The organism is Streptomyces lanatus (genome assembly GCF_014655715.1).
GTDB classification, from domain to species: domain Bacteria; phylum Actinomycetota; class Actinomycetes; order Streptomycetales; family Streptomycetaceae; genus Streptomyces; species Streptomyces lanatus.
The window spans coordinates 34,312-46,728 of the sequence record NZ_BNBM01000020.1 but is presented as its reverse complement, the minus strand read 5'-3'; the positions used below and the strand labels follow the sequence as shown (position 1 = coordinate 46,728).

Sequence of the window (12,417 nt, the reverse complement as noted above, 5' to 3'; positions counted from 1 at the left end):
ATCAAGAAGGGAATGCTCGTGCAAGCCATCACTGTCCGGGATCGTGAGGCGGGGATCGCGGGGCTGACTCCTGAGGAGCTTCCCCATCCGCACGCCGCCGAGAACGACGTCATCGTTCGGGTGCACGCAGCGGGCGTCACCCGGGGCGAGCTCGACTGGCCCGGCACCTGGTCCGACCGGGCCGGCCGCGACCGTACCCCGAGCGTGCCCGGCCACGAGGTCTCCGGGGTGGTGACGGAACTGGGGTACGGCACGACCGGCCTCACAGTCGGCCAGCGGGTCTTCGGACCGACGGACTGGGCCCGTAACGGCTCCCTCGCCGAGTACGTCGCCGTGGAAGCCCGCAACCTCGCCCCGCTCCCCGCCGACATCGACCACACGGTGGCGGCCGCACTGCCGATCTCCGGGCTGACCGCCTGGCAGGGCCTGTTCGACCACGCCCGTCTCACCACCGGCCAGACCGTCCTGATCCACGGCGCGGCCGGCGGCGTCGGCTCGATCGCCGTCCAGCTCGCTCACGAGGCGGGGGCCCGCGTGGTCGGCACGGGCCGCTCCGCCGACCGGGACACCGTCCTGGACCTGGGTGCGCATGCCTTCCTCGACCTGGGGGCGGACCGCTGGGAGGACGCCGGCCAGGTCGACGTCGTGTTCGACGTGATCGGCGGCGACATCCTCGACCGCTCGGCCGCCCTCGTACGCCCCGGAGGCACCCTCGTCACCATCGCCCAGCCTCCCACCGTCCGCCCGGACGAGGGGCGGGCTCTGTTCTTCGTCGTCGAACCCGACCGCGCCCGCCTCGCCGACCTCTCCCAACGTGTCCGGGACGGACGGCTCCGGGTTCGGGTGGGCGCGGTCCGACCGCTGGCGGAGGCGGCCGCCGCCTTCGCCCCGGGGCAACGCGTCGCGGGCCGCACGATCATTCGCATCGCCGGGGACTGAAGGGCAGCCGAGCTGCGTCAACGCTCGTCGGGCGGTGGCTGTGCCACGGGCGCCGTCAGCCGAGTTGTTCGGCCAGGCCGACGATGATGCCGGCGGGCCCGCGGAGGTAGCAGAGCCGATAGCTGTCCTCGTACCGCGCCACCTCCCCGAGGAGTTCGGCGCCATGGGGACGCAGGCGGGCGATGGTGTCGTCGATGTCGTCGACGGCGAACATCACGCGATGCAGACCCAGAGTGTTGGGCGGTGGCGGTGTGGCGCCGATCGCGGCGGGTGCGTGGTACTGAGCCAGCTCCAGCCTGCCGTGGCCGTCCGGGGTCCGCATCATCGCGATGACGCAGCGGATGCCCTCGAGGCCGACGGTGAGGTCGGCCCAGCGGCCCTCGATCTCTGCTTTGCCTTCCAGCTCCATGCCGAGTTCGGTGAAGAAGGCGATGGCGGCGTCCAGGTCCTCGACGACGATGCCGACGTTGTCCATCCGCTGAAGCGTCATGATCGTTCTCCCTCGTGATCGCGCGGCCCGTGTGGCCACTGCTACACCCAGGACGGAGCCGGGGCCACATTCTCGACATCCAGGAGGGTGCCGGGTTCCAGGGAGCTGCGTCGGCCGCGCGGGGCACGGCCGCCGCCTCCGTGGATCAGCCGTTCGCCCGGCACTCCGGGTCGTCCAGGGCAGTCACGGTGTAGGGCGGGGTGCCCGGTGGCTCGTCGTTCTGGCTGTTGACGACGTACAGACGGCAGTCGTGGCGGGCCAGGGTGGTGGGCAGGTCGAAGCGGTCACCGGTGACGCGGTGGACGACCGTCCCGCCGCGCAGCTGCGCGTCCAGTCGGGCGATGTAGACGCCGTGCAGGGCCCCGTAGTTGAGCACGGCGTACAGGGTCCGGTCGTGGAGCACCATGCCGTCCGCGCCGAACGAGGTGTCCCCGAGGTCGAGGCGGCTCACCTCGCGGGTGGCGGTGTCGATGCGCCAGACGGCCTCCGTGCCGTTGGAGGCGACGAGTAGGGTGCGTCCGGCCGGATCGGCGACTATGCCGTTGAGCAGCCAGTACTGGGCGGGGAAGCCGGGGAACGCACCGCGTACGTCGGCCCACGGCTCCAGCGGACCGACTTTGCCCCCGTGCAGCGGTGCGCGCAGAACCACCGGGTTCGCCCAGTCGGTGACGTAGACGGCGTCGGGCGTGACGACGAGGTCGTTGAGATCGGCGGCGCCGAGGGGACCGTCCGGCGCGTCCTCGGCGTCGAGGAGACGTCCATCCGGGGCGTGTACGGTGAGCCGCCCGCCGCCGACGGAGAAGACCCGGCCCGACCGGTCGGTGTGAATTCCGCGCGAGCTGCCGCGGGCGGTGGCGCCGTCGGCGCGGAAGGGCCGCAGCCGTGGCGCCGTCACCCGGCCCCGGTACAGGGCGCCCGTGCCGTCGGAGGACACGTACATCGTCCCGTCGGGTCGGACATCTATGCCCTCGGGGAGCACACCCTCCGCGCGGGAGACGACATAGCGGTCGGGCAGCGGTCGACCGGCGCTCTGCGCGGGCATGGCCGCGGCACAGATCAGCAGTGTCGCGGTCGCCAGGGCGGGCGCGACGAGTCGGGCGGGTACGGACATCTGGCCTCCAGGGGTGGTGGGGCCGGCGGGGTGCCGGTTCCGCACCGAGAATCGCCGTCCGCCGACCATCCGCGCCGGTCCTTTCGGGCAGGGCCGAAATGCCGGTCCCTCCGGTACTGTGCACCGCGTGTTACGGATACGGTTCGGCCCGGCCGACCTCGCCCGCGTCACCGTGGCCGCCACACCAGACGTACTGCTGGAGACGGCCCTGAGTGTCCGCCATCTGGCCGCACCCGCCTCGGGTCTCGCAGCGCACCGGGGTGAACTCGTGGCCTGGCGGCGGGCCGTCAAGCCGGGGCTGGCGGCCCGCGCGGGGATCCTGGCCCGGCTGGTCCCGCCCACCGGCTATCTGCCCGACTTCCTGTACCAGCCGACGGCCCGGGACGCCGCCACGGCGGCCGAACTCGCGGCGCAGACCCCGACGCACCGGCTGGCCGCCGACTTGGACCCGCTGCCGACGGTGCCCGGGACGTCCATGACACGGGAGCTGGCGCAGGGCTCGACAGCGGCCCGGCGCAAGCTCGTTGAGGACCTGACGCGCTATCACCGTTCGTCGCTCGCGCCGCTCTGGCCAGCCGTGCTGAACGTGGCTGCCGCCGACCGCGCGCTGCGCTCGGAGACCCTGCTGCGCGGTGGGGTCGAGGCGCTGCTCGCGACCTTGCAGCCCGGCTGGCGATGGGCTCCTCCCGATCTGCTCGTCCCGTTCGCCTCCTCTCACACCGTGGAACTGTGCGGGCGGGGGCTGCACCTGATGCCCTCCTACTTCGCGTCGAGCGCGATGCTGATCTACGACCCGGCGGCGCCGACGGTCCTCGTCCGTCCCCTGCCGGTCACCGATGTCGCGGCCCCTCCGGGCGACGTGCTGGGGGCGCTGCTGGGACGCACCCGCGCCGGGGTGCTGGCGTCCAGCGAGCACGCCACTGTGCTGCGTGCGGCCGGCCTGATCACGACGGTGCGCGACGGCAGCCGAGTGCTCCACGCCCTGACCCCGCTCGGCGAGGCGCTGCTGGCCGGAGGGTGAGGAGTCCGTCGTCTCCCCCGCCCAGTTCGCTGCTCCGCTCCGCCGAATCATCGGCGGCTGTCCGGCATACTGCGGCGTGCCCGCGGTCGCCGCGGCAGTGCAGCCGTCACCATCACCTCGCCCCACGTTCGGCCGCGCCATACAGGAGCCTCGCATGTCCGACAGTGCCCCCGAGCCCCGTCCCGTCAGCGCAGAGGCCGTCCCCCTGGGCGCCGGTACCCGCCGGTGGCTGTTCCGGCCGCCGCGGCGTCACGGTGAGGTGGACACCGGACGCAGTGTCAGTTTCCTGGAACTCTTCTACGACCTGGTCTACGTCGTCCTGATCGGCCAGGCGGCCCACACCCTCGCGGAGCACTTCACCTGGCGCGGCACGGCAGTGTTCGCCGTGGTCTTCGGGCTGATCTGGATCGCCTGGCTGAACGGCACCCTCTTCTACGAACTGCACGGCCGCGAGGACGGCCACACCCGCTCGCTGATCTTCGTGCAGATGCTGCTGCTGTCCCTCATGGCGGTCTATGTCGGACACGCCGACGGCGACGATGGCCGCACCCTGGCCGTCCTCTATGCCCTGCTGCTGGCCCTGCTCAGCTACCAGTGGTACTCCGTCTACCGCCAGGACCTGCCGGAGCTGCGCAGAACGCCCCGCCGCTATCTGATCGTCATGGTCGCGGGCATCATCGTGATCGCGGCCTCCGTACCGCTGTCGGCCGACGCCCGTCTCGTCGTCTGGGCGCTGTTCGTCGTCGCGTGGTGCGCCGTCGAGTGCGTCATCCTCATTTCCTGGCGCCGGAGACCGAGTTACGACGTGGTGACCGAACCCATGGTCGAGCGATTCGGGCTCTTCACCATCATCGTGCTCGGCGAGGTCGTCATCGGCGTCGTGAACGGTCTGACGGACACCGAACGCAGCGCGCTCGTCATCACCACGGGCCTGCTCGGGCTCGCGGTCGGCTTCGGTTTCTGGTGGAACTACGCCGACTTGGTGTCCCGGCGCCTGCCCCGCGAGAGCGGCCACTCCCTGGCGACGTGGATCTTCACCCACCTGCCGATGGCGATGGCCGTGGCGGCGGCCGGCGCGGGCATGGTCGGCCTGGTGCACCACGCCGCCGATCACCGGACGCCGGTCGCCGTGAGCTGGCTGATGGGTGGGTCCGTGGCGGTCATGCTGATCACGACCGTGGTGCTGCTGCCGACCCTGGCGGACTACGACCGCTTTCCCGCCGTCTACACGTCAGTGCAGACGGTACTCGTTGTGGCAGCCGTCGTCGCCCTCCTCGTCGGCTGGGCCCGCCCCGCTCCCTGGCTCCTCGCTCTGATCCTGTTGCTTCTCCTCTTCGCGACCTGGGTTTTCGCGTTCGTCCGATGGCTGAGCCAAGGCGCCCTCATCAACGAGAGGTCGGCCGACTGACACCGAGCCGCCGGGAGGCAGCGGCCCCTCATGTCTGCGCCGCCGGCGCGTACGCCTCCGCGTCCAGCCCGAAGGTCCATGCGACGCCCTCTCTCGCTGTCCGAGTCGAGGGCGGTACCCGCAGCCAGTAGGTGCGTCGTGTCCCGTCCGGTTCGGGGGTGGAGTTGAGGACCTCAACCATCACCACCGGTTCGTCGTCGACCAGGTCGATGCGCCACAGGGTGCCTGTCTCGTCCTGGTGGAGGGGGCGGGCGCCCGAGTCGGTGAGGTAGCGGTCGTAGCCGTAGTACTCCAGCATCACGCGCCGTAGTTCGGCGTTCTCCTCGGTGCGGATGCGCTCCGGGGTGAGGGTGGCCAGCTCGGCGACGAACGTCGGGGGGACGGGCATGCCGCGCCAGGCGTGCAGGGCGAAACCGTCGGGGTAGACGAGGGCCGGGCCGTCGCCGTGGTCGAGCCGTCCGGCCTCGTCGCGGTGCAGCGCCACGGGCCGCTCGGACAGGACCGCCACCCGGGCGTAGGGCCACCACCAACCGGCGTTGCGGCAGACGGTCGTCAGTGCGTCGAGCGGGCCGTCGGCGGCGGGGAACGCGGCGAGCCACGGCGCGTCGTGCTGTCCGAGCACGGCGTCCAGGAGGAGCACGCGGATCTCGGCGGCCTCCTTGCCGGTGTCCCGGCCGGCGATCTGCTCGATGACGCCGCTGCGGATCCGGTCCACGAGGGCCTGCGTGGAGTCCCACAGGCGTCCGCCCGTCGCCGCCCAGTGCGCGGACCAGCCCGCCACCCCCAACTCGGCGTGCAGGGAGCGTCTTTGCCGGGCCCAGGGAACATTGCGCACGGCGTCCCGTACGCTCGGGCCGCGGTCCGACAGCTCGTCTCGGATCAGGGTGACGGCTGCTCGCGGCGACCCCACCCACACCACCCGCTCCGGTTCGGCGAGTCCCGCCAGCCGGTAGGCCCGTCGTACGCCGTCCTCGGCGGCGGCGCGGTCGGCGGGACCGGTCGCCGAGGCCCAGGCACGCCACGGCCCGAGTTCATCGGAGACGCTGTTCTCCACCTCGGTCCCCTCCAGGCCGGTCGCGGATTCGAAGTCCGTTGTCGTCATGTGCCCCTCCACTCTTCGGTCCTGCATCCGTTGTCGTCCCAGCTTTCGGCGTTCAGTCCGCCACGATCCGCACCGATCCGGGCACGTACTCCCGTTGCCTGATCACCCGGTACCAGCCCTTGGGGAGCGCGATCGCCGCGTGTTCCTCGTGGACGACCCGGCCGCCCTGCGGAAGGTGCAGCAGCTGAGGGCCGAACGGCCCCGGCTCACGGATCAGTTCGCCCGGACCGACGATCGCGTGGGCGTGGCCGGTGACCTCGCCCAGCGCCAGCACGAGCCGGCCCCGCCCGTCGCGCCGCTCCCTGGGGGCGTGCGCCACATGCGTCGGTACCGCCTCCTCCGTCACCGGCACGATCAGCACGTCTCCCTGTCGGTACATGGCTGTCCCCTCACCGCCGGGTGCACCGCGCACCGGCCTCATGACCAAGACCGTAGGCGGCACCACTGACAACGCCCCGAATCCGGCCCCGCCGCGCGCTGTTGTCAGTGCCTGTTGGTAGAACTGCCGACATCACAGACCGCACACTCTTTCTCCTCGGGAGCGCCCGCATGACCATCGGTGACCACCTCGACGTGTTCCACGGGTTGCCCGCGCACGACTTTCCGGGCGCGGACGCGACGACGGCCGACCTGCCCGAGCCGGACTCCGTCGCCTGGCGGATCACCAGCGACGTGTACGACTCCGAGGAGGAGTGGCCGGCGGCGTTCTCCCGGTTCTGCGCCGCCGTCGACACCACTCGGGTGCGGGCGCTGATAGTGGGGGCCTGGGACGAGGCCTACGACTCCGACTGCTCCCCCGTCATCGAGGCTCTGCTGGCCGCCCGGGACCGTTTCCCGGCTCTGCGTGCCCTGTTCGTGGGCGACATGGTGATGGAGGAGTGCGAGATCTCCTGGATCAACCAGAGTGACGTGTCGCCGCTTCTCGCCGGGTTCCCGGCGTTGGAGGAGTTCGGTGTGAGGGGCGGGACGGGGCTGGGGTTCACCGCCGTGAGCCACGGCGCGCTGCGCTCGCTGGTCGTGGAGACCGGTGGTCTGCCCGCCGAGGTGGTGCGCGGCATCGGCGCGAGCGACCTGCCCGCCCTGGAGTTCCTCGACCTGTGGCTCGGCACGCCGGACTACGGCGGCGACAGCGAGGCCGCCGACCTGGAGCCGATCCTGTCGGGCGCACGGCTGCCGCGCCTGCGTCATCTGGCGCTGCGGAACAGTGAGATGCAGGACGCGGTCGCCGCGGCCCTGGCCTCCGCTCCTGTGGTGGAGCGCCTGGAGGTGCTGGATCTGTCCATGGGTGTGCTGACCGACGAGGGTGCCGTCGCGCTGCTGAGCGGTCAGCCGCTGACGCATCTGAAGACGCTCGATCTGCACCATCACTACCTCAGCAAGGCGGTCGAGGAGCGGGTGCGCCAGACCCTGGTGCCGGCGGGCGTCCAGGTCGATCTCGACCGCGACGACGCGGAGGAGGACACGGAGGACGACGGCACGGTCTGGCGTTATGTCGCGGTGGGCGAGTGAGCACATCCTCCGAGGTCCCGCCGGTGACCGGTCCGGCCGGGTCGCGGTTCGCCGTGGTCGGCAATCCGGAGAACCGGCGGGTGTCCCTCTTCGCGGACGCGGTGCGCGCGGCCGGCCTGCCCGGCCCGCGCGTCGTCGCCTGGCGGGACGTCCTGCGTGCGGGAGGAGCCGACTTCGCCCCGGACGAGATCGTGCGGGTCGACTCCCCCGGCGAGAACCTGGAGGTCGACCGGCTGTTGCGGGGCGCGACGGATCCCACCCGGGTCGAGGGCTCGGCGCGCTGGTACGCCCGCTTCACCGCCGCGCTGCGGACTTTGCGCGGCGGTGTACGCCTCGACGACCCCGACGATCTCGCCGTGCTGTTCGACAAGCGCGCCTGCCACGGCGTGCTCGACGCGGCCGGTGTGCCGGTGCCCGCCTCGCCCACCTCGGGTCCGGGCGGGGCACCGGTGCGCGGCTGGGACGACGTACGGGCGCTGATGCGTGAGCACCGTATGCCGCGGCTGTTCGTCAAGCCCGCGCACGGGTCGTCGGCGTCAGGAGTCCTCGCCGTCGAGGCGGGCGGCGGCCGGATCCGGGCGACGACATCCGTCGAGCTGGCCCCGGGCGGGGCGCTGCACAACTCCCTTCGGGTGCGTCGCTACGACAGCGAGCGGGACATCGCCACCATCGTCGACGCGCTCGCGCCCGACGGGCTGCACCTGGAGCGCTGGGTGCCAAAGGCCTCGCAGCAGGGCCGGGCCGCCGACCTGCGGGTGGTCGTGGTGGCCGGCCGCGCCACCCACGCCGTGGTCCGCACCAGCCGTACGCCGCTGACCAATCTGCACCTCGGCGGCAGCCGCGGCGACCTCGCCACCGCCCGGCATGCCGTCGGCGCGGCGGGCGGCCGCTGGACCGACGTACTGGAGGTGTGCGAGCGGGCCGCGTCCTGCTTCCCGCGGACCCTGTGCGTCGGCGTGGACCTGCTGCCGGCGATCGGCTGGCGCAGGGCCTTCGTCGGCGAGGTCAACGCCTTCGGGGACCTGCTGCCCCGGCTGACCGGGCTGCCCGGCAGCGGCGCGGAAGGTCTGGACACGTATGCCGCGCAGGTGACGGCAGCCCTGCGCGTGCCAGCCGCGACCGGCCCGCTCCACCCGTACAGAACAGGAACATCCCATGCCTGAGCCCGACATGAACGAGGTCGTCGGCCATCACGACATCCTCCTGGTCACCCTCGACACGCTGCGCCACGACGTGGCCGTCGAGCTGGCGGCCGAGGGCCGTATCCCGAACCTCGCCCGCCATCTGCCGGGCGGCCGCTGGGAGAAGCGCCACGCGCCGGGCAGCTTCACCTACGCCTCTCACCAGGCGATCTTCGCGGGTTTCCTGCCCACCCCGGCCGAACCGGGGCCGCACCCACGGCTGTTCGCGGCGAGCTTCGCGGGCAGCGAGACCACTGCCGACGGCACTTTCGTCTACGACACCCCCGAGTTCGTCTCCGGACTCGCCCAGCGGGATTACCGAACCGTCTGCATCGGGGGCGTCGGCTTCTTCAACCAGCAGGGTCCGCTCGGTACCGTGCTGCCCGGGCTGTTCCAGGAGGCGCACTGGGAGCGGGAGTTCGGCGTCACCTCGCCGCACTCGTTCGAGAACCAGGTCGCCCGCGCCGAGCAGGTCGTCGCCGAACTCCCGGCGGAGCAGCGGCTGTTCCTCTTCGTCAACGTCTCCGCCCTGCACCAGCCCAACTGGTTCCACCTGCCCGGCGCGACCCGCGAGGCCGGTGACACCCGCGAGACGCACGCCGCCGCGCTGGAGTACATCGACCGGCACATCGGACGGCTCTTCGCCGCCGCGAGCTCCCGGCGCCGTTGCTTCGCGATCGTCTGCTCCGACCACGGCACCGCCTACGGCGACGACGGCTACACCGGCCACCGCCTCGGCCACGAGTCCGTGTGGACCGTGCCGTACGCCCACTTCTTCCTCGACCCCGCCAAGGCCCCGCGATGACGACCGCCCAGCTCACCAGCCCGTACCAGCACTACGTGTACGCCTACCCGCACAAGACCGCCTACCGCGAGCTGCGTGACCGGCCCGCGCTGCGGTCCCTGTGGGCGGCGCAGGACAAGAGCGCCCTGGCGCTCTACCTGCACATACCGTTCTGCGAGGTCCGCTGCGGCTTCTGCAACCTCTTCACCCGCATCGGCGCCCCCGACGGCCTGACCGGCGCCTACCTCGACGCGCTTGAGCGGCAGGCCGGCGCCGTACGCGAGGCGTTGGGAGACAGCGAGCCGGTGCGGTTCGCCACCGCCGCCTTCGGCGGAGGCACCCCCACCTTCCTCACGGCGGCCGAGCTGGAGCGCCTCTGCGACATCGCCGAGCAGGGCATGGGCGCCGACCTGCGTGCGATCCCGCTGTCTGTGGAGGCGTCCCCCGCGACGGCCACCGCGGACCGGTTGGCGGTCCTGGCCGAGCGCGGCACCACCCGGCTCAGCCTCGGCATCCAGAGCTTCATCGACTCCGAAGCGAGGGCCGCCGTACGCCCACAGCGCCGCGCCGACGTCGAGGCCGCGCTCGCCCGGATCCGCGACACGGCCATCCCGGTCCTCAACATCGACCTCATCTACGGCATCGACGGCCAGACCGAGCAGACCTGGCAGCGTTCCCTGGACGCGGCCCTGGCCTGGCGGCCGGAGGAGCTGTACCTCTACCCGCTCTACGTGCGGCCCCTGACCGGCCTCGACCGCCACCGCGCGGATGCGGAGGGCCCCGATCCGGCCTGGGACGCCCAGCGCCTGCGCCTGTACCGCGCGGGCCGCGACCACCTCCTCGCCCACGGCTACACCCAGCAGTCGATGCGGATGTTCCGCCGGGCCGACGCCCCGCAGCAGGGCGCCGACGACTACGCCTGCCAGAGCGACGGCATGATCGGCCTCGGCTGCGGCGCCCGCTCGTACACGGCCGACCTGCACTATTCCTTCGACTACGCGGTCGGCATGCACGAGATCCGCGGGATCATCGACGACTACGTCACCACCACCGACTTCGCCCACGCCGAGGTCGGCTACCGCATGGACCCGCACGAGGCGCGCCGCCGCCATCTGTTGCAGTCCCTCCTCCAGGCCGAGGGTCTGCCCGTCGACGAATACCAGGCCCGCTTCGGCACCGCACCCCTGGACGACTTCGGAGCGGAACTCCACCGCCTCGCCGACCGCGGCTGGCTGACCGACCCCGCCGCCCCGCACCTCCGCCTCACCCCGGAGGGACTCGCCCACTCCGACGCCGTAGGACCGGATCTGTTCTCCCCCGCCGTCCGGGCCGCCATGGCCGCGTACGAGAGGAAGTGACCGGCCCGCCATGGATCTGACCGTCCTCTATCGCGGCCCGCTCGCCTCCTGCGACTACGACTGCCCCTACTGCCCGTTCGCCAAGAGACGCGACTCCACCGCTCAACTCCGCGCCGACCGCGCCGCCCTGGAACGCTTCGCCCGCTGGGCGGCCGACAGCGACGACCAGTTGTCCCTGCTGTTCACACCATGGGGCGAGGGCCTGGTCCGCTCCTGGTACCGGCGCACCCTCGCCGAGTTGTCGCACCTGCCGCACATCCGCCGCGTCGCCATCCAGACCAACCTCAGCTGCCGCACCGACTGGCTCGCCGACGCCGACCCGGAGACCCTGGCCCTGTGGTGCACGTACCACCCGGGACAGACTCCCTACGACCGCTTCCTGGCCAAGTGCCACGACCTCACCGACCGAGGGGTCCGCTTCAGCGTCGGTGTCGTCGGCCTCCCCGACCACCTGGAGGCGGCCCGCCGACTGCGCGCCGAGCTACCCGCCCATGTGTACCTGTGGATCAACGCCGCCGAGGGCCATACCTACCAGGACGCCGAGGCCGACGACTGGACCGCGCTCGATCCCCTCTTCCCCTACAGCCGCCACCCGCACGCCAGCGCCGGCCTGCCCTGCCGCACCGGGGAGTCCGTGATCTCGGTCGACGGTGAGGGCACGGTCCGCCGCTGCCACTTCGTCCGAGCCGAACTAGGCAACCTCTACGACGACTCCTACCGCGCCGCCCTGCGCCCCCGCCCCTGCCCACTTGCCGTCTGCGACTGCCACATCGGCTACGTCCACCTCGAAACGCTCCCGCTCTACGACGTGTTCGCGGGTGGGGTCCTGGAACGCATCCCGGCCCAGCCGGGCCAACCACAGTCCGTCCAGTCCGTGACCATCACGCCCCGAGCAGCCGCGACGTCGGCTGAGCAATGAGGCCGCGAACGGACCTGCTGGGGGTCGCGTTCGGCTTGCTGCTTAAGATCACCGCATGCCCGCAGCCGAACGCGTGACCCGATCCGCGCTTTCCCGTCGCCTCAAGCCGATATCCACCCCTCAGCCGATGCCGCGACTGCCCCAGCGGATCTGGTCGGACGAAGACTGGGAGCGGATCCAGCGCGGCTACGCGGCGCGCGGCATGGACGAGAAGTGGAACGTCTTCACGGAAGGCGAGGTTGTCTTCCTGCACCGAAGCTGGACCGGTCGCGGAGTCTTCGAGGCGACCTTCGCGCCGGTGGACGACGGTGGTCGGCGGATCGCTCATGCGGTCGTGGAACGCGACCCCAAGCGCTACCGAGGCACTGACGACGACTACGACTGCCTCATGCTTGAGCTGGTGATCAGCTCCATCGTGCTGGGCGAACCGGCGCAAGACCTCCGCTCGAAGCTGGTCGAGTTGACGCGCCGGGAGCCTGGGGCGGCCGATGCGCCCGCCGGGGTGATTCAGCACAGCGCGCTGGGGCTGCGCTCGGATTCACAGCCGGCCATTGATGACGGTCGGGAAGACGCCCGGCAGGTCGGTTCCTGACCA

13 protein-coding genes are annotated in these 12,417 nt (G+C 71.8%); 9 read left to right on the top strand and 4 right to left on the bottom strand.

From position 1 onward, the window contains the following. Positions 1-18: 18 nt before the first annotated feature. Entirely contained in the window at positions 19-939 is a 921-nt protein-coding gene (locus IE325_RS37870) for an NADP-dependent oxidoreductase (RefSeq protein WP_190074700.1), read from the top strand. Between the two features lie 55 nt (positions 940-994). On the opposite strand, the gene IE325_RS37865 is transcribed toward IE325_RS37870, so the two are convergent. Both IE325_RS37865 and IE325_RS37860 read right to left on the bottom strand, forming a co-directional pair. Next, positions 995-1,429, bottom strand: coding sequence for a VOC family protein (locus IE325_RS37865; RefSeq protein ID WP_190074699.1), 435 nt, complete (start codon positions 1,427-1,429; stop codon positions 995-997). Positions 1,430-1,574: 145 nt separating this feature from the next. Further along, on the bottom strand, positions 1,575-2,540 hold the full coding sequence (locus IE325_RS37860) for an SMP-30/gluconolactonase/LRE family protein (RefSeq protein ID WP_229912305.1): 966 nt from the start codon (positions 2,538-2,540) through the stop codon (positions 1,575-1,577). A gap of 127 nt (positions 2,541-2,667) precedes the next feature. Between IE325_RS37860 and IE325_RS37855 the strand changes: the two genes are divergently transcribed. Next, the gene (locus IE325_RS37855) at positions 2,668-3,561 is read left to right on the top strand and encodes a helix-turn-helix domain-containing protein (RefSeq protein ID WP_190074698.1); all 894 of its coding nucleotides are present in this window, start codon (positions 2,668-2,670) and stop codon (positions 3,559-3,561) included. Positions 3,562-3,715: 154 nt separating this feature from the next. Beyond that, positions 3,716-4,969 carry a low temperature requirement protein A gene (locus tag IE325_RS37850; protein ID WP_190074697.1) on the top strand — a complete coding sequence of 418 codons (1,254 nt, stop codon included), beginning with the start codon at positions 3,716-3,718 and terminating at the stop codon, positions 4,967-4,969. Between the two features lie 28 nt (positions 4,970-4,997). On the opposite strand, the gene IE325_RS37845 is transcribed toward IE325_RS37850, so the two are convergent. Both IE325_RS37845 and IE325_RS37840 read right to left on the bottom strand, forming a co-directional pair. After that, positions 4,998-6,071 carry a DUF6745 domain-containing protein gene (locus IE325_RS37845; protein WP_190074696.1) on the bottom strand — a complete coding sequence of 358 codons (1,074 nt, stop codon included), beginning with the start codon at positions 6,069-6,071 and terminating at the stop codon, positions 4,998-5,000. 52 nt (positions 6,072-6,123) lie between these two features. After that, the gene (locus IE325_RS37840) at positions 6,124-6,450 is read right to left on the bottom strand and encodes a DUF8820 family protein (RefSeq protein WP_190074695.1); all 327 of its coding nucleotides are present in this window, start codon (positions 6,448-6,450) and stop codon (positions 6,124-6,126) included. A 170-nt stretch (positions 6,451-6,620) separates the two neighbouring features. Between IE325_RS37840 and IE325_RS37835 the strand changes: the two genes are divergently transcribed. The 6 genes from IE325_RS37835 to IE325_RS37810 all read left to right on the top strand — a co-directional run bounded on the left by IE325_RS37835 (position 6,621) and on the right by IE325_RS37810 (position 12,414). After that, positions 6,621-7,580, top strand: a complete 960-nt coding sequence (locus IE325_RS37835) for an STM4015 family protein (protein ID WP_190074694.1) — start codon at positions 6,621-6,623, stop codon at positions 7,578-7,580. After that, positions 7,577-8,743, top strand: coding sequence for an STM4014 family protein (locus IE325_RS37830; protein ID WP_190074693.1), 1,167 nt, complete (start codon positions 7,577-7,579; stop codon positions 8,741-8,743). Before IE325_RS37835 ends, IE325_RS37830 begins: the two co-directional genes overlap by 4 nt. A gap of 7 nt (positions 8,744-8,750) precedes the next feature. Beyond that, positions 8,751-9,566 carry an STM4013/SEN3800 family hydrolase gene (locus tag IE325_RS37825; RefSeq protein ID WP_190074836.1) on the top strand — a complete coding sequence of 272 codons (816 nt, stop codon included), beginning with the start codon at positions 8,751-8,753 and terminating at the stop codon, positions 9,564-9,566. Continuing rightward, complete coding sequence (locus tag IE325_RS37820; protein WP_190074692.1) at positions 9,563-10,903, top strand: STM4012 family radical SAM protein; 1,341 nt, start codon at positions 9,563-9,565, stop codon at positions 10,901-10,903. Before IE325_RS37825 ends, IE325_RS37820 begins: the two co-directional genes overlap by 4 nt. 10 nt (positions 10,904-10,913) lie before the next feature. After that, positions 10,914-11,822: an STM4011 family radical SAM protein gene (locus IE325_RS37815; protein ID WP_190074691.1), complete on the top strand. Its 909-nt coding sequence runs from the start codon at positions 10,914-10,916 to the stop codon at positions 11,820-11,822. A 127-nt stretch (positions 11,823-11,949) separates the two neighbouring features. After that, a complete protein-coding gene (locus tag IE325_RS37810) occupies positions 11,950-12,414 on the top strand; it encodes a hypothetical protein (RefSeq protein WP_190074835.1) in 465 nt (154 codons plus the stop codon). The last annotated feature ends 3 nt before the right edge of the window (positions 12,415-12,417 follow it).

What these genes read in the sequence shown, in the direction of transcription:
- IE325_RS37865 (WP_190074699.1), bottom strand. Translation starts at nt 1,429, where the DNA reads ATGACGCTTCAGCGGATGGACAACGTCGGCATCGTCGTCGAGGACCTG.
- IE325_RS37860 (WP_229912305.1), bottom strand. Translation starts at nt 2,540, where the DNA reads ATGTCCGTACCCGCCCGACTCGTCGCGCCCGCCCTGGCGACCGCGACA.
- IE325_RS37850 (WP_190074697.1), top strand. Translation starts at nt 3,716, where the DNA reads ATGTCCGACAGTGCCCCCGAGCCCCGTCCCGTCAGCGCAGAGGCCGTC.
- IE325_RS37845 (WP_190074696.1), bottom strand. Translation starts at nt 6,071, where the DNA reads ATGACGACAACGGACTTCGAATCCGCGACCGGCCTGGAGGGGACCGAG.
- IE325_RS37840 (WP_190074695.1), bottom strand. Translation starts at nt 6,450, where the DNA reads ATGTACCGACAGGGAGACGTGCTGATCGTGCCGGTGACGGAGGAGGCG.
- IE325_RS37835 (WP_190074694.1), top strand. Translation starts at nt 6,621, where the DNA reads ATGACCATCGGTGACCACCTCGACGTGTTCCACGGGTTGCCCGCGCAC.
- IE325_RS37825 (WP_190074836.1), top strand. Translation starts at nt 8,751, where the DNA reads ATGAACGAGGTCGTCGGCCATCACGACATCCTCCTGGTCACCCTCGAC.
- IE325_RS37820 (WP_190074692.1), top strand. Translation starts at nt 9,563, where the DNA reads ATGACGACCGCCCAGCTCACCAGCCCGTACCAGCACTACGTGTACGCC.
- IE325_RS37815 (WP_190074691.1), top strand. Translation starts at nt 10,914, where the DNA reads ATGGATCTGACCGTCCTCTATCGCGGCCCGCTCGCCTCCTGCGACTAC.
- IE325_RS37810 (WP_190074835.1), top strand. Translation starts at nt 11,950, where the DNA reads ATGCCGCGACTGCCCCAGCGGATCTGGTCGGACGAAGACTGGGAGCGG.